The organism is Sorangium sp. So ce406 (genome assembly GCF_051474675.1).
GTDB lineage: Bacteria > Myxococcota_A > Polyangia > Polyangiales > Polyangiaceae > Sorangium > Sorangium cellulosum_G.
In genome coordinates this window covers 5,377,776-5,397,536 of record NZ_CP150340.1, presented here as the reverse complement: position 1 = coordinate 5,397,536, position 19,761 = coordinate 5,377,776, and the positions used below count along the sequence as shown (strand labels likewise).

The following is a 19,761-nucleotide window of genomic DNA, read 5'->3' as shown; positions in this document are numbered from 1 at the left end:
GGAGGATCGCCCATTTCTGGCCGGCTGCGCTAGCGGCCGGGGGGCAGGAGGTCGGGCCTTGACCGGAGCGAGGCGAGCGGCTCCTCCTTCTGCGCCCCCCCTTCGCACTGGATGCGCGCCACCCGGCCGGTGGGCGGCACGGCGTCGACGATCGTCGCCGGGTCGTTCTCGGATTTGCAGAGGGCGAGCACCCGGGTGCCCGGGGCGAGGCGCCCGCTGCGGAGCTGCTTGCGCGAGAGCGTGATCTCCGCGTCGTCCGCGAGCCGACGGACGACGATGTCGGCGCCCCGGACCGCGCTCACGACGCCGAGCTCGAGCGTCGGCTGCTTCTCCCGGAGCGGGCCCCACACGCGCTCGCCCTCGAGCTGGTCGTCCGGCGGCAGCCAGTCGATGGTCGGCTCCGCGGCGAGGCGCGGGAGCGGCGCCCACCCGATCGCGGACTCGAGCGCCGTCGAGAGCGCGGCCGTGCCGGGATCGACGGCGGCCACCAGGGCGTGCTGCTTCGCCTGCCCGAGGATCCACACGGGCGTCGAGGGCGCGAGGCGCTGCTTCGCCTCGGCGTCGACGTTCGAGGCGGGCGCGATCGCGACCGCGCCGTGGGTCCAGCGCATCGACGGCTTCTTCATGGGCTTCATCTGGATCCGCCTCGCCTCGACCCACGCGGAGAGGGCGGCGCGCTTGCGGTCGAGCGCCTCGGGCAGCGCGCTGCTCCCCGGAAGCTCGGCTGCTCCGGGCGCGGGCGCCTCCCAGCGAAGGAGCGCGATGGTGGCGTCGAGCTGCTTCAGCGTGGCCGCCGCGTCCTGCGCGCCGACCGCCTTCCTGGCGAGGTCCGAGAGCCGCGGCGCCGCGGCTGCGCGGACCCGCCCGAGCACCGCGCGCCCCTGCTCCTCCGAGGCGTCCCCCCGCTTGACGGCGGCGTCGAGCTTCTCGACCGCGTCCGCCCAGCGCCCGGCCGAGACGTCGGGCTCGACCTGCCCATGGAGCGCCTCGGTGACCGTGGCGTCGAGCTCCGCGGCGAGCCGCTCCGAGGCCGCGTCGCCGAGGGCGTTCCTCGTCGGCGCCGCCGCGAGGAACGCGCGCGCCTCCGCGAATTTGCCGGCGGTGGTCGCCGCGTCGATCTTGCCGTTCGCGCACGCGACGGCCTGCGTCGCCACGAGCTTCCGGACCTCCTGGGTGAACGCCTCGCTGTTCAGCTCGTCGATCCGCGCCGACAGCCTGGTGAACGCGCCCTCGCAGTCCTGCTGGTCGAGCAGCTCGCCGGCCTCCGTGGCCCACAGCTTGGCCTCGCGCCGGTCGAGCTTCTCGCGCAGCTCGCCGATCTCGTACCGGTGCGAGTCGACGCCGAGGCCGCTCGCGCCGTCGAGCAGCGCGCGGGCGTCGGCGTACCGCTTGTCGGACAGCGCGCGGCTCGCGTCGTCGATGCGCCGCCGGCTCTGCTCGATGCGCGCCATCTCCGCGGTGACGGCGGGCCGCGGCGCGGGCCGCGCGGCGGGCTCGGCGGCGCAGCCGGCCGCGGCCGGGAGCGCGGCGAGGACGAGGGCGATGGAGAGGGGACGACGGAGCAGCGGCGCCGGTGAACGCGAGGGCATAGGGACAGGACTGTTCCATTCGATCCGGAGGATCGCCAACGCCGCGCCTCCGCGGGGCTGCTTGACCCGGATGTCCTCACGCTTTACGTGGCATTCCCGTGAGCAACGACGGTACGCGCGGGACGGGTGCCCTCCGGGCAGAGGCCGAGGACGAGCGCGTGTTCAGCGCGCCGAAGATCACGATCAGCCGCGTCTACACGCGGCAGGGGGACGGCGGGCTGACCCGGCTCGTCGGCGGGCAGCTCGTCCCGAAGGACGACGCGCGGATCGAGACGTACGGCACGGTCGACGAGCTCAACGCGCTGGTCGGGGCCGCGCGGCAGACGCTGATCGAGCTCCTGCCCGGGGCGCCCGCCGGGAGCGCCGAGCGGCTGGGGGAGCTCGGGCGCACGCTGCTGCGCGTGCAGCACGAGCTGTTCAACCTCGGCTCGATCCTCGCGACGCTCCCGGAGGACGTGCACCCGAAGCAGCCCCGCGTGACGCAGGCGGAGATCCAGCTCCTCGAGGCCGAGATGGACCGCTGCCAGGCCGATCTCGCGCCGCTTCGCTCGTTCGTCCTCCCCGGCGGCTCGCGGCTCAACACGGATCTCCACGTGGCGCGGACGGTGTGCCGCCGGGCCGAGCGCTGCTGCGTGCGCCTCGCGCAGGCGGGCCAGGCCGATCCGCTGGCGGTCGGCTACCTGAACCGCCTGAGCGACGCGCTCTTCGTCTGGAGCCGCTGGGCGGCCGCGCTCCTCGGGACGCCGGAGATCCTCTGGGAGCCCGACGCCTCGGCGAGCGGCGGCAAGGCGCCGCCCGCCTGATCCGGGCCGCCCTGGTCGGGCAAGGCCCGCAGCACGAGCGTCCACGCGAGCGCGACGTAGGCGTAGCCGAGCATGGCGTCGATCAGCCAGTGGTGGTCGAGGTAGATCGCGGCGAACAGCATGAGCGCGGCGTAGGCGATCTGGAGGGCCACGGACGGCGCGCTCGCCGTGCGGCGCGTCGCGAGCAGGCCGTACAGCGGGTACGTCACGTGGAGCGACGGCAGCGCGCCGTAGACGGTCGCGCCGCGGCTGTACAGGTCGCGGAAGTAGGTGATCCCGAGCATCGCGTCGACGCGCAGCAGCGCGGCCGGGGAGCTCTGGGCGGCCGGATCGATCGCGCACCCGTGGGCCTGCACGTACCAGGGCGGCGCGGCGGGCAGCAGGCGGTAGGTGATGAGGCCGAAGAGGTGCGTCGTGAACGCGAGCCAGGCGAACCGGCGCGCGACCATCGCGTCGGTCCGGTAGAGGTGGAGCCAGTGCGCCAGCATCACGGGCACGTAGGCGCCGTAGGGCAGGGCGCAGAGGAGGTCGAGCGCGGGGCGCCGCAGCCGGGCGAGCAGCTCGCCCGGGGTGAGCCGCCGGTCGCCGAGCTCGACGCCGAAGAGCGCGAGCTCCGCCGCGCGCAGCTCGCAGCCGAGGACGTCCCCCGGCGCGACGAGCCCGACGCCGAGCTGCTTCATGGCGTCGTACGCGAGGAACAGGAGCAGGAACGGCAGCGCGTTCAGGAAGAGCCGCCGCGAGCGCTGGCTCGCGTAGACGCTCGTCGCGACGAGGGCGGCCACCGCGAGGTGGTCCCAGCGCGCGGCGCCGCGCCTGGCGAGGAGCGCGGCGTAGGCGAGCCACGGCAGCGCCGGCAGCCACCACAGGGGGCCCCAGAGGGCGCGCGCGTGCCGGAGCAGGATCACAGCGGCGCGCTCGTGGCCTTGCCGCTGCCGAGCAGGCGCCCGCGCGCCGCGCCGGCGTCGCGCGCCGGCGTTCTCGCCCCGGGAAGCTCCGCCGCGTCGGCCGCCGCGAGGGTGGCGCGCGTCCGCTGCACGAGCCGCAGGCCGGCGACGAGCCCGACGCCCGCGACGAGGGCGAGGCACGCGAGCGTGATCGGGTAGGGGAGCGCGCCGGTGAGCCGCGCGGTGGGGACGGCCGGGCCGAAGACGAGCGCCGCGACGACGTAGGCGATGCGCTCGTGCCGGCGCATCAGCCCGCTCGGCAGCGCGATCTGGTAGGCGTCGGCCTTGGCGCGCGCGTAGCTCACGAGCGACGAGGCGACCATGGCGACCAGCGGGATCGCGAGCGCCGCGGCGTGCGCGCGGTAGAACACGGCGAGGCCGATGAGCGGGGCCGCGTCGGACAGGCGGTCGAGGCACGAGTCGAGCACCGCGCCCGCGCGTGACGCCCTGCCGCCCTCGCGCGCCACCATGCCGTCCAGCGCGTCGAGGATCGCGCTCGACACGAGCAGCGCGGCGCCGGTCCGGAAGCGGCCCACCGCGAGCAGCGGCGCGCAGGCCAGCGACAGCGCGAGCGACAGGTAGGTGAGGGCGTCCGGCGAGACGCGGAGCCGCACGAGCGCGCGGGCGGGGGCGTGGAACGACCAGTAGAAGGCCTCGACGACAGGGCCTGGGAGCAGCGCGGTCCCCGGAGAGGCGCCGAGCCGCGGCATCGTCGGTCGGCCGTGGCGCGCGACGCGCACGGCGTAGGCGCCGAGCACGGCTGTGCAGATTAGGATCGCAAGGGCGCAGGGGAGGACGACCACGGCAAGGGCGATTGCAGGGTTCGAGCCGCGGTCGCCGCGGGACAGGCCGTGCCGCCGCGGGCGGTCGGGCTGCGCCGACGGGGCGGTGGGGGCGCGCGAGGCGCGAGAGCGCGAGCGCGCAGGAGCGCGTGGGCACGTCCCGCGGGAGCGCGCTGGGCCGCATGGTGCAGGTGCGCGCGGTGCGCGCGGTGCGCGCGGGGCGCGCGGGGCGCGCGGCGCACGGCTACCGGCACGTGGCGCGCGAGAGGCGGACGCCTCGATCCTTCTCTGCGTAAGCGATGCCCAGCTCCTGCCCTGTCCAGGCCAGCGCCGGGTACCTCGCGGGCGCGTCGCCGCTCACCGTGAGCTCGACGCCGGTGGGCGTGAGATCGGGGCTCAGGAGCGTCACGAAGACGGCCGGGTACCGCTCGCGGAACTGGTAGTACGCGACGGCGAGGCTGCGCCCGGTCCACGCGAGCGCCGGCCAGTTCGCGCTACCTTCGCCCCGCGAGACGACGACCTCGCGGGACACCTCGTTCTGCGCGGAGATCCGGAGCGCGCGGATCTGCTCCGCGCCGCCGCGGGTGTCCTCCCACGCGAGGAACGCGTCGTCTCCGCCGAGCGCGACGCGCGTCAGCTTCGCGGCGACCCCCTGGTGCGCGATCGGCTCGAGCGGCGCGCTCCCCTGGCCCGGCCTCGCGAAGAGGAGCGAGTCGCCCTGCGTCCAGGCCAGCGCGGTCCGCTCGCCGTCGGTTGCGACGGCCGGAAACTGCGCCTGATCCAGCGACGTCGAGCTGGCCAGCGCGCCGCTGTCGAGCGCGCCGAGCAGCGCTCCGCCCGCATCCATCCACGCCAGGAGCACCCCGTCCCGGCTCGCGGCGGCGATGGGCCAGGACTCGGCCGCGCCGCTCTTCACCAGGTCGAAGGCGGCGCCCTCGGCGACGCCCGCCAGCGTGGCCCGTCGGCCGCGCACGACGCTCCCCGTGCCGTCCCGGTCCTGCCAGAGGATGAGCAGGCCTTGCCCGTCGCGGTTTACGCTCGGGTGGCTGGAGATCCCCGGTCCTCCCTCGATCACCTCCTCCCGAAGCCTGTTGCCTTCCGCGTCGAGTACGGCCAGGTGGATGTCGCCCTCGTCTGCGCCGCGCTGCTGCCAGGCGACGGCGAAGCCCGCCCCGGCCCAGGCGATTGACGGCGCGATCCCGTCGCCGCTGCTCACCTCCAGGCCCTGGGCCACGAGCGTGCAGGCGGCGGCCTGGCTCCCGGTCCCTCCGCCGCCGGTCGGTGCGCCGCCGCCGGTCGGTGCGCCGCCGCCGCCGGTCGCTGCTCCGCCGGCTCCCTCGCCGGAGCCGCAGCCCCACGTGGCGGCGATGAGCGCCGCGCCGATCGCGCCAAGAATCCAGTGCCTCATGGTTCCCCCGTTGCGTGGTGATGAGAGGCCCTCGGCGCGGCGTGCGCCGGGCAGAGGCCGCGCCGAAGGCCTCGGGTTGTTCAGGTCCGGCGCGGCGACTCGCGCCGTCACCGGGACGGCGGGAAACGGGTCGCCGTGCGGGACGACCGCTGCTCCTCCGTTCGATGTCCGCGGGGTCGGCCGGTCGCGGCAGCGCTGCGCGCCTCCCGGAGATCGCGCGGCGCACCCGCGCGCCGAGCCGCCTTCGCGCGGCGCAGCGCGGCGCTGGCGTACCGCGCGCGCCTGGCGCGGGCTCCCGGGCGCATGCGGATCTGCGCTGCCCTGACTGGAACGCGCGCGGCGCGCGCCCGATCCGACGGGGTTACTCGTCGTCCTGCTGCGGCTGCAGCGCCTCGGCGACGGCCGCGAGCACATCCTGCGCGGCCTCGAGCTTGCGCCGGGGCATCGTCTTCAGCGCCTGCCGCACGGCGGCCTCCACCGTCCCGGTGCGGAGGCTGTCGAGCTCGCGCCCGCGCGCGGTGAGGCCCAGGAGCGCGCGGCGGCCGTCGTTCGGATCGACCCGTCGCTCGATGATGCCGCGCTCCTGCAGCCGCTTGAGCACGCCCGTGAGGGTGCTCGGGTGGAGCTGCATGATCTCGGCGAGCTGCCCGGCGGAGATCCCCGGGTAGCGCCCGACGATGCGGATGACGAGCCGCTGCGGGCCCGTCACGCCCATCTTCGCCTCCATGCGCTTCGACGTCGACTGCAGGCCGTGATCGACGGCCCATAGCAGCTTCATGAAGTCGAGCACCTCGCCCAGCCGGGAGCTCTTCTCGGGAGGGGGTGCGGCTTGAGACGAGCGCATCGCCGACGCTTGCTAGCTCGCCCGGACGCAGGCGGCTAGTGCTTGGCCGCGCGAGGCGCGACCAGCGCCGGCGGGGCCGCGAGGCGGGCGCGGGGGCGGATCTCCCGGGAAAACGGGGCAGGGCGGGAGCGGGATCACGCCGCGAGGAGGCGCCAGGGCGACGGCCACGCGCGGGTCGCGGCGACGGGCCGGGGAGGGCGATCGGCGGGCGGGGCAGCAGGCGGGAAGGGGGAAGGCAGGGGCAGGGAAGCGCGCCGGGTCGAGCAGCGCACATGACGGCCGCTGTCTCCGCGCTTTGCCGTAGCGCTGGCGGACGGTTTCGGCGCAAGATCAGCGCTGATGAGCTGGGCACGGCGAGCCGCTCTGTGGACCGGGCTCGGCGCGCTGATCTGCGCCTCCGGCGCGGCCGTCGGCCAGGCGCCCTCGGTGCGCGCCTCGTTCTCGGCGGCCTACCGCGCCTTCCGCGATCCCAGCCTGCTCGATCGCGCGCCGGCCGACGCCCCCGCGGTCGCCGCGTGCCCTCTGCCCGTCGGCGACGCGCCGCCCGCGCTGACGGCGCTCCTCGTGCGCGAGTTCCAGCCCGCGACGGACGAGGATCTCGAGGACCCCGAGGGGACGGCGCTCGCCACGCTGGCGATGCCGGATCTCGACGTCCCGCTCACGCGGCGCACGATGCGGTTCGTCCGCTTCTTCGCCCAGTCCGACGAGGGCCGCGCCGTCTTCCAGCGCCGCTTCCGGCGCGCCGGCGCGTACCGCGAGATCATCGAGCGATCGCTCCGCGAGGCGGGCCTGCCAGAGGATCTCCTCTGGGTCGCGGCGGTGGAGAGCGGCTTCGATCCGCGGGCGGTCTCGCCGGCCGGCGCGGCGGGGCTCTGGCAGTTCATGCCGACGACGGGCGAGGCCTACGGCCTGGAGCAGTCCGAGTGGATCGACGCGCGCATGAGCCTCACGCGCGCCACGGACGCCGCGACCGCGCACCTGCGCGACCTGTACGAGCGCTTCGGCCGCTGGGATCTCGCGCTCGCGGCGTACAACCTCGGCCACGAGGGCGTCCTCCGGGCGCTGTCGCGGGCCGCGGCGGCGCGCGACCCCGAGGCGCGCGGGCCGATCGGGCTCGCCGAGCTCGCGCAGGCCGGCGCCATCCCGAAGGAGACCGCGGACTACGTGCCGCAGATCGTGGCGTTCGCGATCGTCGCGGCGAACCGCGCGCGCTTCGGGCTGGACCTGCCCGACGTCGCGCCGCTCGCGCCGCTCGAGCTCGGCGAGGTCGCGGTGCCCCCGGGGACGCGGCTCCGCACCATCGCGCGCGCCGCGGGCGTCTCGACGGCCGTGCTGCGCGAGCACAACCCCGAGCTCCTGCGCGATCGCGTCCCGCCGGGCCTCGCCGACCACCTGATCGCGCTCCCCGCCGACCGCGTCGCGCGCGCGATGGCTCTCTTCCCTGCCTACCTCGACCACGAAGAGCTCGACGAGGAGGCCGACCCACCGGGGAGCGCGCCCGCCGCGCTGGGCGCCGCGCCGTCGGCGTACGGCGCGGGCGGCGCGCTCGCGCTCGACGACGCGTCGCTGCCGCCCCGCCCCCTGTCGCTCGGCCGGAACCGGCTCCCGCTCTTCACCCCGCCCGGCCAGGCGCCGGCGCCGATGCCGCTCCTCGGCAACCCGGAGGCGCTGGAGGCGAAGCTCCCGATCGTGATGATCGGCGGCGGCGTGGGCTGGCGCCCTGCCGCCGAGGACGATCCGCTCGGCATCCGGAGCGGCCGCCTCGTCGCGGCGTCGCCCTTCGACGGCGCCGACGGGCCGGGCGCGCGCGGCGCCCTCAAGGGTCGAGAGGCCGAGATCGAGAAGCAGATCGCCCTCCTCGCGGGCGCCGGCCGCGAGCAGGTGCAGCGCTTCCGCCTCCCGAGCGGCATCGCGGTAGACCTCCGCGAAGATCCGGCGGCGCCGCTCGTCTCGATCAGCGCGGCGGTCGCGGTCCCGGCGCGGTCCGCGAGCGACGCCGTCGCCGCGGGGCCCGCGCTCGCCAGCGAGGCGCGCGTCGCGATCACGGTGCCCCCGCGCGACCTCGAGGTCGGGATCGATCTGGTCGCGGCGCGGCTCCGGATGCTGCTCGGCGAGGCGAGCGCGGCGCGCGTGGCCGAGCTCAGGAAGCAGGCCAGCGAGCCCTCGCGGCGCGCGCTCGAGCGGGCGCCGTACGGCCGGTCGTGGATCGCGCTCGGCGAGGCGCTGTTCCCCGCCGGCCACCCGCTCGAGGGCACCCTGGTCGGCGCGCGCGCCGACGCGGGCTCGGCGAGCGAGCTCCTGCTCACGGAGTCGCTCCGGCGCGAGCGCGACGCAACCCAGGCGACGATCTCGCTCTCGGGCGACGTCTCCCGCGCGGCGGTCGAGCAGGCGCTCGCGCGCGCCCTCCAGCGCGTCGCCTCGGAGCCGGAGCGCCCGGTCGGGCCGCACCCGCGCGAGGAGCGGCTCGCGCTCGAGGACGCGGTGCCGGCGCCGCGGCTGCTCTACGGCTGGATCGCGCCCGCGGAGGGGAGCGCGGACGAGGCGTCGCTCCGGGTGGCGATGGAGATCCTCACCGGCCCGCGCGTCGCGCGGCTCGCGAAGGCCCTGGTCACGGAGGGGCAGCTCGCGTCCGAGGTGACCGGCCGGCTCTCGCTCGGCGCGCAGGCGAGCGTGGCGGCGGTGGAGCTCACGCCCGCGCCGTCGCGCAGCGCCGCGGAGCTGGAGCAGCGGCTCGACGCCGAGCTCGCGTCGCTCGCGACGTCCGGACCGACCTGGAAAGAGCTGTCCCTCGCGAAGGTCCTGCTCAAGATCGACCTCGAGAAGGAGCTCGCGCGGCGGGCAGCCGCTTCCCCGCCGCCCGCGTCCTCTCGGCCGATCACGGATCTGCGGCTGCGTGCCGCGCTCGATCCGGGCAGCTTGCCGCGGCTGCTGCGCGCGCTCGAGGAGGTCGAGCCGGCCGACGTGCGCGCCGTGGTCGCGCGCACGTTCGGCCGCGACCATCGGGTGAGCGTCATGACCTTGCCGCGCGGCGGCCCCGGTGGAACCGGCGGGAGCGCCCTCGAGGCCTCTGCTCCGTCATCGTCCGCGCAGCCGGCGGTGCCCGCGCCGGTCGCGTCGCCCACGCCGTAACCCCCGCGTTGCAATGGGCCACGGGGCGAGCGCTGCGCCCCTACCGAAGCCGAGGGATTTGTGCGCTTGGCACACCATATGCGGGCCGCGGTCCTTAGGATGGACTTATGGACAGGTATGGACACCTGGCATCACTTGGAGATAGCAAGGGAGAATGACGACCCCTGCAAAGCCGCTGATGTCTGCGGCGCCAGCGAGCGAACACGCCGCACCGTTCGAGGAAACCGCCTATCGGACCTCCCGCGCCTTGCCGGCGGAGAGCGCGAGGCCGGCGACCCTCGTGACGCGCAGCGGCGTCGTGGACCGGGCGACGCGGGCCGCGAGGGTGGCTGCCGTCGAGGCGCCCGCCGGGACCTCCGAGGTGCCTTCGCTGCTCGATCAGGTGCACGCGGTGATCGCGCTGAAGGATCAGCCGGTGCTGCGCAACCTGCTCATCACGCAGTGCTACTACGAGCTCTCCGCGGAGCTCGTGAAGCTGCTCGGCGGGCGCAACGCCCACTGGTGCACCTTCGCCACGTGGGCCTCGAAGACCGCAGGGCGGTTCATCCGCCACGAGGAGGTGCCGGCGGTGCTCCGGCGGCTGATCGTCTCGGGCGAGGACGAGCGGGAGTCGTTCCTGCCGCGCTTCAGCTTCACCAGGCTGCGCGGCCAAGGCGAGTCCGAGCGGGAGAGCTCGCCGCGCATCAGCGCCCTCGACCCGCTGACCCCGTGGTGGGGCCACGGGCTCGGGCTGATGGACGTGCCGGAGCGGATCCTGTCCGAGCTGAGCTCCGACATCGCGCTCGGCAACCTCAAGGTGTTCGAGGAGCTCGGGCCGCTGTTCGCCCGCATGATCCAGCTCTACCGGGCGTGCCCGCGGCCCGGCGAGGCGCAGCTGGAGGCCCTGATCGAGGGGCTGCAGCCGGGTCCGTCGCCTGACGGCGGGCAGGGGCTGCTCCGCAGCGCCATGGCGCACTACCACGCGGCGATGCTGACGGAGGACAGGGACAAGCAGGCCGAGCTGATCCTCCTCGCCAACGCGCGCGTCGGGCTGCACGAGCAGGTGCGGCTCCAGCCGTACATCGCGCGGGCGCTCAACGGGCCGATCCGCCGCATGATCGAGACGGTCGGCGCGCCCGGGCGGCGCCTGCCCGAGGCGCTGCGGTCCATGGTCCAGGACAAGCTCGACAAGGTGCAGGCGCTCTGGCGCCTCGCGGCCACGAAGGAGATGATGACCATGCGCCTCCCGGACGAGCTCCTCGAGCTCGGCCACGATCTGCCCGCGCCGCCGGGGTCTCCGCTCCACTGCCCGGAGCTCGCGACCATCGAGGATCGCGAGCTCTACGAGCTCCTGCGCGAGTACGACGCGCACGACCAGACGACGACCGGCTGCGGCGCGGAGGACTGGGCGTCGCTGAGCGAGCGCATGAGCTACATCCTCGAGCTGTTCCGCTCGCGGCAGTGCTGCCCGAAGCTCCTCGATCGGCCGTTCAACCGCGACCAGCACGTCGAGATCCTCGCCTGGCGCGTGCCGACGCCCATCCACGGCGATCTCTAGCGCCGCGCGCCCAGCGCAGCGCCGCGCGCCGCCTCGCGCCCTCGCCTCGACCTACGCTGACGCCTCGACCTACGCGCGCCGTTGGTCCTCTTCCAGCGCGTCGCCCAGCGGGTCGCCCGCCGCGCTCGCGCGCGCCCCGCGGCGCTCGGACATGTACGCCGCGAGGCCCAGCGCGCCCTGCTGCTCGGCGATCTCGCGCCCCTTGCGGAAGGCAGCCTCGGCCTGCGCTCGCGCCTCCGCGGCGGTCGGCGCGCCGCGCGCGAGGGCGATCTCGCCCTCGAGCCGGTAGAGCTCGGGCTCGAAGTAGCGCTCGTCGCTCTTCTCGACGAAGGCCAGCGTGTCGGCGAGCAGCGCGCTGGCCTCGTCGACGTTGCCCGCGCCGAGCTCCGCCTCGATGAGCGCCGACCGCCAGTAGGTCAGCGACACGCGGCTGCCGATGCTCATCAGCATCGTCAGGCCCCCGCGGATGCGCGCGGCGCCCTCCGCGTGGCGCGCGCGCGCCGCGTCGCCGGCGAGCCCCTGCGCGGCGCGCGCAGCCGTCGCCCAGCCGAGGTCGATCTGGCTGAGCGCCGTCCAGTGGGGCATGCCCACCTCCTCGGAGAGCTTGCTGAGCACGAGCGCGTGCGCGTCCGCGCCGGCGAAGTCGCCGAGCAGGCAGCACAGCACGGCGGCGAAGTGCTCGACGAAGCCGCGGCTGACGGGCTGGTTCAGCTCCTCGCACAGGGCGATCGCCTCGTCGACCGACGCCTTGGCGCGCTCCGGCTCGCCGAGGTGGAACGCGATCCAGGCGAGGTGCGACAGCGAGAACGCCGCCGCGTCGTGGCCGAAGAGGAAGGCGAGCGGCAGGTGATGCGCGGGATCGTAGATCGAGAGCACCTTGTTGAAGTGCTCGCGGGCCTCGCGCAGGTGCCCCCGCAGGAAGCGCGTCGCGCCGAGCGCCTGGTGTGCGCCCAGGGAGATGCCGGCGTCGCCCGTGCTCTCGGCGAGCGCGAGGAGCTGCTCGCCGTGCTGCTCCGCCAGCGCGTAGTCGCCTCGGACGTGGAAGAAGATCCAGAGCCCCCACAGCGCCGGGAAGAGCTGCGGTGAGTAGCCCGCCTCCTGGCAGAGCGCGTGCGCGCGCGCGTACGTCGCCTCGACCTCCGGGGCCGCGTAGCCGCGGGTGATCATCAGCGGGACGCCGAGCGTGGTCTGCAGCGTGATCTCGTCGCGCGCCCGCTCCTTCGTGTCCGGGAGCTGCCTCAGGAGCTCGAGCCCGCGGCGGAGCTGGCTGATCGCCTCGGCGTGCGCGGAGGAGACGAGCGAGGCCTCTCCCGCGCGCTGCCATGCGGCGACGGCGGGGCCGATCATCGCGGCCTCGCTGTAGTGGCGCGCGAGCAGCTCGGGCGGCGTCTCGGGGAAGCGCTCGGCGAGCACGGCGGCGATGCGCGCGTGGTACACCTGCCGCGTGCTGCGGAGCAGCGACTGGTAGGCCGCGTCCTGCACCAGCGCGTGCTTGAACGTGTACGTCGCGCGCGGCGGGCGCCCTCGCTGGAACAGCAGCTCGGCGTCGACGAGCTGCGCGAGCGCCTCGCGCAGCTCCGCGGGGCTCGACGCCATGAGCAGCGGCTCGGCGCCCGCGCCGCCCGCGCACAGCTCGAGCGCCTCGTAGCCGAAGGAGCGGCCGAACACCGCGCCGAGCTGGGCGACCTCCTTGGCCGGGCCGAGGCGATCGAGGCGCGACGTCAAGGAGTGCTGGAGCGTGGTCGGGATCTCGAGCGCGTCCATCCACCCCTGCGGGGCGCTCGCCGAGCCGGCCCGCTCCGCTGCGCCCGCGCTGGCGGCCGCCGACTCGAGGACCATGCGCGTGAGCTCCTCGGCGAACAGCGGGACGCCGTCGCTGCGCTCGGCGAGCGTCCGGATCACCTCCTTCGGCAGCGCCGCCTGCTTCGCCGGCGCGCCGTTCGTCGCGTAGGCGCCCGCGAGCTGCTGGACGAGCGCCTCCATCCGCTCGGCGCTGAGCGGGGCGAGGTAGATCTGCGTGAAGTGGGATCGCACGGGCCACGGCGGCGTGAACGTGGGGCGCGCGGTCAGGAGCAGCAGCAGCGGCGACGGCCTCCCCTCGTCGATGAGCCGGCCGAGCAGCTCCAGGGTCGACGGGTCGGCCCAGTGCAGGTCCTCGGCCGTGAGCACGAGCGGCTGCCGATCCGCGAGCCCGAGGAAGAGCTGCAGGAGCGAGGCGATCGTCTCCTGCCGCTGGCGCTGCGGCGTCAGCGCCGGGGCGGCGTGGCGCCCCTCGGTCGGGATCGACAGCAGCGCTGCGAGCAGCGGCACGGCGAGCGGCCCCGCCTCCGCCTCGGCGAGGAGCTGCTCCAGCTGGGCGAGCCTGTCCTCGCCCTTCTCCAGCGCCGCGCCGCGCTCGCCCGGCGCCACCCTTCCGCTCAGCGTGCTCGCGCGATCGCGGTCGCCCGCGAGCAGCGCGTTGAGCAGCTCGATCACCGGGTAGAACGCGCTGTTCTGGAGCTGCGGCGAGCAGCGCGCCTCGAGCCACAGGTGCGGCGTCCCGGCCAGCCGATGGCGGAACGCGCGCACGCTCCGCGACTTGCCGATGCCGGCCTCACCCGTCATCAGCACGACCTGCCCGGCGCCGCCCGCGGCCCGCGCCCACCGGGCCGCGATCTGGTCGAGCTCGTCGTCTCGCCCGACGAGCGGGGTGAGCCCGTGCTGCATCCTCGCGTCCAGCCGATCGCGCGCGGTCGTGCGTCCTTGCACCGCGAAGACCTCGATCGGCTGGCGCGCGCCCTTCGGGCTGATCTCGCCGAGCGGGTCCACGTAGTAGTAGCCGTCGATGAGCTTCTGCGTGGCGCGGCTGACGAGCACCGTGCCCGGCTCGGCGTGCGCCTTGAGCTGCGTCGCGGCGTTCAGCGTCGGGCCGGCGAGCGACGGGACGGCGTCGCTGTCGGCGACGACGACGATCCCGGTGTGCACGCCGACCTGCACGGACAGGGGCAGCGGCACGAGATCGCGCGCGTTCAGGCGCGACATGTGCTCGACCAGATCGAGCGCCGCCTGCACGGCGCGGAGGGCGTCGTCCTCCCGCGCCACGGGGTGGCCGAAGTAGGCGATCGTCTCCTCGCCGGGGGAGCGGAGGAACACCCCCTCCTGCGCCCCGATCACCTGGGCGCACGCGGCCTGGTACATCTGGACGAGCTCGTGGAACACCTCGCCGTCGACCGTGTCCGCGATGCGCTCGGCGCTGGCGAGCCCGCAGACGAGCACGGTGAGCTGGCGGCGCTCGCCGCGGCCGGTGGCCGGCACCTGGCGCGTGCTGGGCAGGACGCTCGGGCGCGGCGGCGACGTGATCCTCGGGGCCACCGGCGTCAGCGACCCATCGGGGTCGCCGGGGTGGAGGGACGGGCTGCGGATCGGCCTCGGCGGCTCGGGGGAGCCGAGGCTGCGGCCCGCCATCGCGAGGGTCGGCGCGGCGCCGAGCCGGGCGTCCTGCTGCTGTTGCTCGACGGATCTGGGGGCCGGGACCGCCGGCGGACCGAAGTCCTCGGAGGCCACGAGCTGGGTCTCCTGGCTCGCCTCGACCTGGTGCGCCGGTCGCGTCACGATCGCCCGCTGCTCCAGCGCGCCGCCGCGCTCTCCCGCGGAGCTGGCGTGGCCTGCGTCGCGGGGCAGGGGCCACGGGATCGTGGTCACGTCGCACGCCTCCAGCAACTCGTAAGCCTCGCGGGCAGAGCGGACGCGGTGCGCCGGCGACTTGGCGGTCGCCTGCTCGAGCAGCGCGCCGAGAGGGTGGCCGCGGAGGGCGCGCGGTATCGGCACCGGTTCGGGGCTGAGCTGGCGGAAGATGACCTCGGCGAGGGTCGCCTCGTGCATGACGGGCGCGCCGATCAGGCACTCGAGGAAGGTGAGCCCCCAGGCGTAGATGTCCGCCGCTGTCGTCGGGGTGGACTGCACGAGCTGCTCCGGGGCCATGTAGGCCGGCGTCCCGTTGAACTCCCCGGTGGGCGTGAGGGCGCGGTAGTCGGCGGAGCGCGCCTCGCCGATGAGCGCCGCGATGCCGAAGTCGAGCACCTTGGCGTGCGTCCGCTTGCCGGACCCGGCGACCATGATGTTGTGGGGCTTGAGATCGCGGTGCACGACGCCGCGCTCGTGGGCGAAGCCGATGGCGTCGAGCACGTGCAGCATCAGCCGCTTCGCCTCGCTCGGCTCGATCCCCCTCGTGCGCTGACAGCGCGCGGTCAGCGTCTCGCCGTCGACGTACTCCAGGGCCAGGTAGAGCTCGCCTTCGGGCAGGCGCCCGGCGTCGAGCAGCCGCACGATGTTCGGGTGGCTGAGCTGGGCGATGACCTTCATCTCCCGCTCGAAGCGCGCCTCCAGGGAGCCGGACTCACGCGAGCGGCGCAGCGCCTCGGGCCGCAGCAGCTTGAGCGCGACGCGCTGGGTGGTCACGATCTGGCGCGCCTCGTAGACGACGCTATGACCGCCGCTGCCCAGGTGGCCGAGCACCTGATACCGGCCGTCCACGAGCGCGCCGACCTCGAGCAATCCATCGCGAGCGGACATCTCTTGATCTCTTACCGCCGAACGCCGCCGGAGTGGACGGCGAACGCCGCGATCGCCCCAGGTTGGTCGCTCGCGGCGGTCGAGGCTGTCCGGAGCAACAGCATCTGCGACAGCGGAGCCCGATCGGGTCGCCGCGGCGCCCGCCGCTGCCGTGCCGCGGCGTGACGTGCTTCGCCCCACTGCGCTGGCCGTGATGCAGGCAACCAGGATTACTTCGGCTTGAGCGCGTGGTGCGGGACAACGAGGTCTGATACCCTCGCGCTCGATGGGCAATGCCCCGCATTCCGGCAGCATGCCGCCACCTTCGAGTGGTCGGGGCCAAGGGACGCTCCTCTACGCCGTCGACGACGAGGAGAGCAACCTGGACCTCATGGAGCGGGCGCTCCGCTCCGGCTACCAGGTCCGCACCTTCGGCGATCCGCGCCGCGCGCTCGCAGCGGCGGTGAAGGAGCCGCCCTCCGTGGTCGTGGCGGACTACCGGATGCCTCACTTCAGCGGGCTCGCGCTGCTGCGCGAGCTGCGCCGGCAGGGGCTGAGCTACGTGCCGGTGCTCGTCTGCGCGCCCACGGACGTGGAGCAGATCCAGAAGATCTCCCGGGAGAGCGCGACGTTCCGGATCATCACGAAGCCCTGGATCGCCTCGGATCTGCGCCGCCAGGTCGACCTGGCGGTGAGCCTCCATCAGCTCCAGGCGGCCCGGAGCCATCGCTAGCGGAGGGCGCCCGGTGCCCTCGCGCCACGCTGTCCAGCGCGACGTGGGCGCATCGCCGCCGCGCGGAGCGGGCGCGTGGTGGCGGGGCGGATGCGTCAGGCGGCCCCGGTGATCGCCCGCTGCCTCGACGTGGTCGCGCTCGAGCTGCCGCAGCGCTTCGGCGACCCGCGGGCCTCGCTCGCCGAGATCGACCGTCTCCTCGGCTCGCCCGCGGCGAGGGGGGCCGAGCTCGCGCTGCTGCCCGAGCTCATCGTCACCGGCTATGTCTCGCCGCGGGGCCACAGCGACCTGCGCCGCTTCGCCGAGCCGCTCGACGGTGAGTCCGCGCGACGGCTCGCCGAGCTGGCGCGCGCGCACCGGATCGCCCTGGCGGGCCCCCTCGTCGAGGAGAGCCGGGGCCACGTCTACAACAGCCTGCTCGTGTTCGATCGCGACGGGCGCCGGATCGGCCATTACCGCAAGCGCCACCCGTGGTTCCCGGAGCGCTGGGCGACTCCGGGCGATCTCGGTACCCCGGTCCTCGATCTTCACGGCGCCAAGGTGACCGCCGCGATCTGCTTCGACATCCACTTCGTCTCCGACGACGCGGGCGGCGCGCTCGACGAGGCCGATCTGCTGCTCTTCCCGACCGCCTGGGTCGATCCGCCCGGGGAGGGCGACGCGCGCGCCGATCTCCTGCCCGCGCTGGCGCGGCGCCACCGCATCGCGGTCGTGAACGCGAACTGGGGGCCTTCCAGCCCGGCGCTCCACGGCCAGGGCGGCTCGCGCATCCTCGACGCGCGCGGCCGCACGGTCGCGGCGGCGCCGCGCGACCCGGGGCCGAGCGTGGTGCGCGCCTCCCTGCGCCTCGCGCACGATCCGCCCAGGGTCTGAGGGAGCTCGGCGCGCGCCGTCGCGCCGCGCGGGGCGGCTGGCGCGGTCGTCCGAGCTCGCTCAGGTGAACGGGAGGGCGCTCAGCTCGACGTTGCCGCCGCTCAGGATGACGCCGATCCGCGCCCCCTGGACCTTGCGCAGGAGGACCGCCGCCGCGGGCACCGCCGCGCTCGGCTCGATGAGGAGCTTCATCCGCTCCCACACGACGCGCATCGCCTTGACGATCTCCGCCTCGCTCACCGTGACGATCTCGACCCCCTGCGCGCGCAGGACCGCGAAGGTGAGCTCGCCGAGCGAGCTCCGGAGCCCGTCCGCGATCGTCGTCGGATCGTTCGAGGGGAGGATCTTCCCTTCGCGCAGCGATCGCGCGGCGTCGTCCGCCGCCTCGGGCTCGGCCCCGATCGTGCGCGCGCGCGACAGCGCGCTCGTCGCGATCGCGGTGCCGGAGAGCAGCCCGCCGCCGCCCACGGGCGCGACCACGGCGTCGAGGTCCTCCACCTGGCTCGCGAGCTCGAGCGCGGCCGTGCCCTGGCCAGCGATGACGTGCGCGTCGTTGTAGGGGTGGACGAGCACCGCGCCCGTCTCGGCGAGCACGCGGGCGAGCGTCTCCTCGCGCGACCGCAGCGTGGGGGCGCAGGTCACGACGCGGGCGCCGTAGCCCTCCACGGCGGCGCGCTTCACGGCGGGCGCGCTCTCGGGCATGACGATATGCGCAGCGACGCCGCGGATGCGGGCGGCGAGCGCGAGCGCGGCGGCGTGGTTGCCCGAGGAATGGGTCGCGACGCCGCGGCGCGCCTCGTCGTCCGAGAGGGCCATGACCGCGTTGCACGCCCCGCGGAACTTGAACGCCCCGGCCCGCTGCAGGTTCTCGCATTTGAAGAAGACGCGCGCCCCCGCGATGCCGTCGATCGTCCTGCTGGTCATGATGGGGGTCACGTGGGCGTGCGGCGCGATGCGCGCGGCGGCGCGGCGGATGTCCTCGATCGTGGGCAGCGGGCTCATGGGACGGGCATCGGAGCGCGGCCAGCGTCCGACGTCCACTGCGAGCGCGTCACGCGTCACCCGTCACGTGCCAGGCGCCCGCGACCGCGGCGCTGCGTCAGAACAGATCGGCCGCGATGCCGTCGGCGAAGACCCAGGCGGCCCGCGGGACGCTGAGCCGCCCGCCGGTCACTGCGAGGCGGCCGGCGCGCTCGAGCCGCTCCGCGGCCCTGCGCCGCGCCGGGCTCCACGCCGGCACCCCGAGCGCCGCCGCGGCGGCCTCGAGATCGAACCCATCGCGTAGCCTGAGCCCGAGCATGATGCGCTCGGACAGCCGCGTCTCCGGGTCGAGCCGCTCCTCGCTCTCGACGGGGATCGCCTCGCCGCCCTCGGCCATGGCGGCCATGTACCGCTCGGGGCTCACGACGTTCCGGTAGCGGACCGCGAACGCATCGCCGCGATCCTCCGCGCCGGCCGACCGCAGGCCCCAGCGCGGGTCCGGGCGCGACACCGTCCCGTACGCGGCGCACCCGAGCCCGACGTAATCAATGCCTTGCCAGTAGCCGAGGTTATGGCGCGCCTCGTGGCCCGGCTTCGCGTAGTTCGAGACCTCGTAGTGGGCGAGCCCCTCTGCCTCGAGCGCCTCGTCGATCGCGAAGAACGTGTCCGCGACCCCGTCGTCTCCGGCGAGCGGCAGGCGTCCGCGCCGCGCGAGCTCTCCGAACGAGGTGCCGGGCTCGACGGTGAGGCTGTATGCCGAGATATGGCTCACGCCGGTCGCTGCCACCGCCCGCGCCTCGGCGGCGGCGTTCTCGGGGCGCTGTTCTCGCGCCTGCTCGGCTGTCCCCACGGCCACACCATAGATGAGATCGCCGCTCACGCGCGGCATCCCGGACCGCAGGGCCGCCGCGAGCGCGCCGAGCCCGCCGTCTGGGTCGTGCAGGCGCCCGAGGAACCGGAGGCGCTCCGCGTCGAGCCCCTGGACGCCGACGCTCAGCCGGTTGACCCCGATCGCTCGGAACGCGCGGGCCCGCTGCTCGTCGAGCGAGGTGGGGTTGCATTCGACGGTGACCTCGAGGTCCGGCGAGAGCCGGCCGGCGGCCGCGGTGATCGCCGCGAGCACCCTGCCCATCTCCTCCGGCTCCCACAGGGACGGCGTCCCGCCGCCGAAGAACACGCTCCGAAGCTCGCGCTCGCCCAGCGCATCCGTCCGCCTGCGGAGCTCGGCGAGCACAGCGTCGGCATAACCCCGGTGATCGATCGCTTCCCGCGCCTTCGCGAACGAGACGAAGTCGCAGTAGGGACACTTCTTGAGGCACCAGGGGAAGTGGACGTAGGCGGTGATCGGCTCCATGGAATTCACGAAAGCGGGCAGAAACGGACAATCAGACGCGGGCAGAGGCGGGCAGACACGAGCAGACGTCAAACGCCAAACAGACGCGAACGGACCCGACCCGATGCACGCGAATGCGACCAGACGCAAGCGGGCGCGAACGGGCGCGAACGGGCGCGAACAGACGCGAGAACGGAGCCGGCGGAGCGCGCTCCCTGCACCGGGCACGCGCATGGTGACACAATTGCGGGGCCTAGATCGCGGTGTTAGCGTGC

Annotated in this window: 12 protein-coding genes and 1 pseudogene; 5 read left to right on the top strand and 8 right to left on the bottom strand. The window is 74.9% G+C overall.

Going from position 1 to position 19,761, the window contains the following annotated elements; genetic code table 11:
- Positions 1-29 precede the first annotated feature (29 nt).
- On the bottom strand, positions 30-1,589 hold the full coding sequence (locus WME96_RS19840; protein WP_437291660.1) for a hypothetical protein: 1,560 nt from the start codon (positions 1,587-1,589) through the stop codon (positions 30-32).
- A 98-nt stretch (positions 1,590-1,687) separates the two neighbouring features.
- On the opposite strand from WME96_RS19840, the gene WME96_RS19835 reads away from it, so the two are divergent.
- On the top strand, positions 1,688-2,392 hold the full coding sequence (locus WME96_RS19835; protein WP_437291659.1) for a cob(I)yrinic acid a,c-diamide adenosyltransferase: 705 nt from the start codon (positions 1,688-1,690) through the stop codon (positions 2,390-2,392).
- Between the two features lie 50 nt (positions 2,393-2,442).
- On the opposite strand, the pseudogene WME96_RS19830 reads toward WME96_RS19835, so the two are convergent.
- The 4 genes and pseudogenes from WME96_RS19830 to WME96_RS19815 form a co-directional block, all read right to left on the bottom strand.
- Positions 2,443-3,072: pseudogene (locus tag WME96_RS19830) on the bottom strand (phosphatase PAP2 family protein); the annotation flags it as partial.
- Positions 3,073-3,293: 221 nt separating this feature from the next.
- On the bottom strand, positions 3,294-4,094 hold the full coding sequence (locus WME96_RS19825; protein ID WP_437291658.1) for a CDP-alcohol phosphatidyltransferase family protein: 801 nt from the start codon (positions 4,092-4,094) through the stop codon (positions 3,294-3,296).
- A 268-nt stretch (positions 4,095-4,362) separates the two neighbouring features.
- On the bottom strand, positions 4,363-5,526 hold the full coding sequence (locus WME96_RS19820) for a hypothetical protein (protein ID WP_437291657.1): 1,164 nt from the start codon (positions 5,524-5,526) through the stop codon (positions 4,363-4,365).
- A gap of 361 nt (positions 5,527-5,887) precedes the next feature.
- Complete coding sequence (locus tag WME96_RS19815; protein WP_437291656.1) at positions 5,888-6,370, bottom strand: MarR family winged helix-turn-helix transcriptional regulator; 483 nt, start codon at positions 6,368-6,370, stop codon at positions 5,888-5,890.
- Positions 6,371-6,709: 339 nt separating this feature from the next.
- On the opposite strand from WME96_RS19815, the gene WME96_RS19810 reads away from it, so the two are divergent.
- Together WME96_RS19810 and WME96_RS19805 are read left to right on the top strand one after the other, a co-directional pair.
- Positions 6,710-9,499 carry a transglycosylase SLT domain-containing protein gene (locus WME96_RS19810; protein WP_437291655.1) on the top strand — a complete coding sequence of 930 codons (2,790 nt, stop codon included), beginning with the start codon at positions 6,710-6,712 and terminating at the stop codon, positions 9,497-9,499.
- 247 nt (positions 9,500-9,746) lie between these two features.
- Entirely contained in the window at positions 9,747-11,036 is a 1,290-nt protein-coding gene (locus WME96_RS19805; protein ID WP_437291654.1) for a hypothetical protein, read from the top strand.
- Positions 11,037-11,105: 69 nt separating this feature from the next.
- Here the strand turns inward: WME96_RS19805 and WME96_RS19800 are convergent, their stop codons facing one another.
- On the bottom strand, positions 11,106-15,587 hold the full coding sequence (locus WME96_RS19800; protein WP_437291653.1) for a protein kinase domain-containing protein: 4,482 nt from the start codon (positions 15,585-15,587) through the stop codon (positions 11,106-11,108).
- Between the two features lie 265 nt (positions 15,588-15,852).
- Between WME96_RS19800 and WME96_RS19795 the strand changes: the two genes are divergently transcribed.
- Both WME96_RS19795 and WME96_RS19790 read left to right on the top strand, forming a co-directional pair.
- Positions 15,853-16,299 (top strand): response regulator, encoded by a 447-nt coding sequence (locus WME96_RS19795; RefSeq protein WP_061619297.1) that lies wholly within the window; start codon positions 15,853-15,855, stop codon positions 16,297-16,299.
- A 90-nt stretch (positions 16,300-16,389) separates the two neighbouring features.
- Complete coding sequence (locus WME96_RS19790; protein WP_437291652.1) at positions 16,390-17,172, top strand: carbon-nitrogen hydrolase family protein; 783 nt, start codon at positions 16,390-16,392, stop codon at positions 17,170-17,172.
- 60 nt (positions 17,173-17,232) lie between these two features.
- Here WME96_RS19790 and WME96_RS19785 read toward each other — a convergent pair whose 3' ends face one another.
- Both WME96_RS19785 and hemW read right to left on the bottom strand, forming a co-directional pair.
- On the bottom strand, positions 17,233-18,174 hold the full coding sequence (locus WME96_RS19785; protein WP_437291651.1) for a pyridoxal-phosphate dependent enzyme: 942 nt from the start codon (positions 18,172-18,174) through the stop codon (positions 17,233-17,235).
- A 97-nt stretch (positions 18,175-18,271) separates the two neighbouring features.
- Complete coding sequence (gene hemW / locus WME96_RS19780; RefSeq protein WP_437291650.1) at positions 18,272-19,507, bottom strand: radical SAM family heme chaperone HemW; 1,236 nt, start codon at positions 19,505-19,507, stop codon at positions 18,272-18,274.
- Between the last annotated feature and the right edge of the window lie 254 nt (positions 19,508-19,761).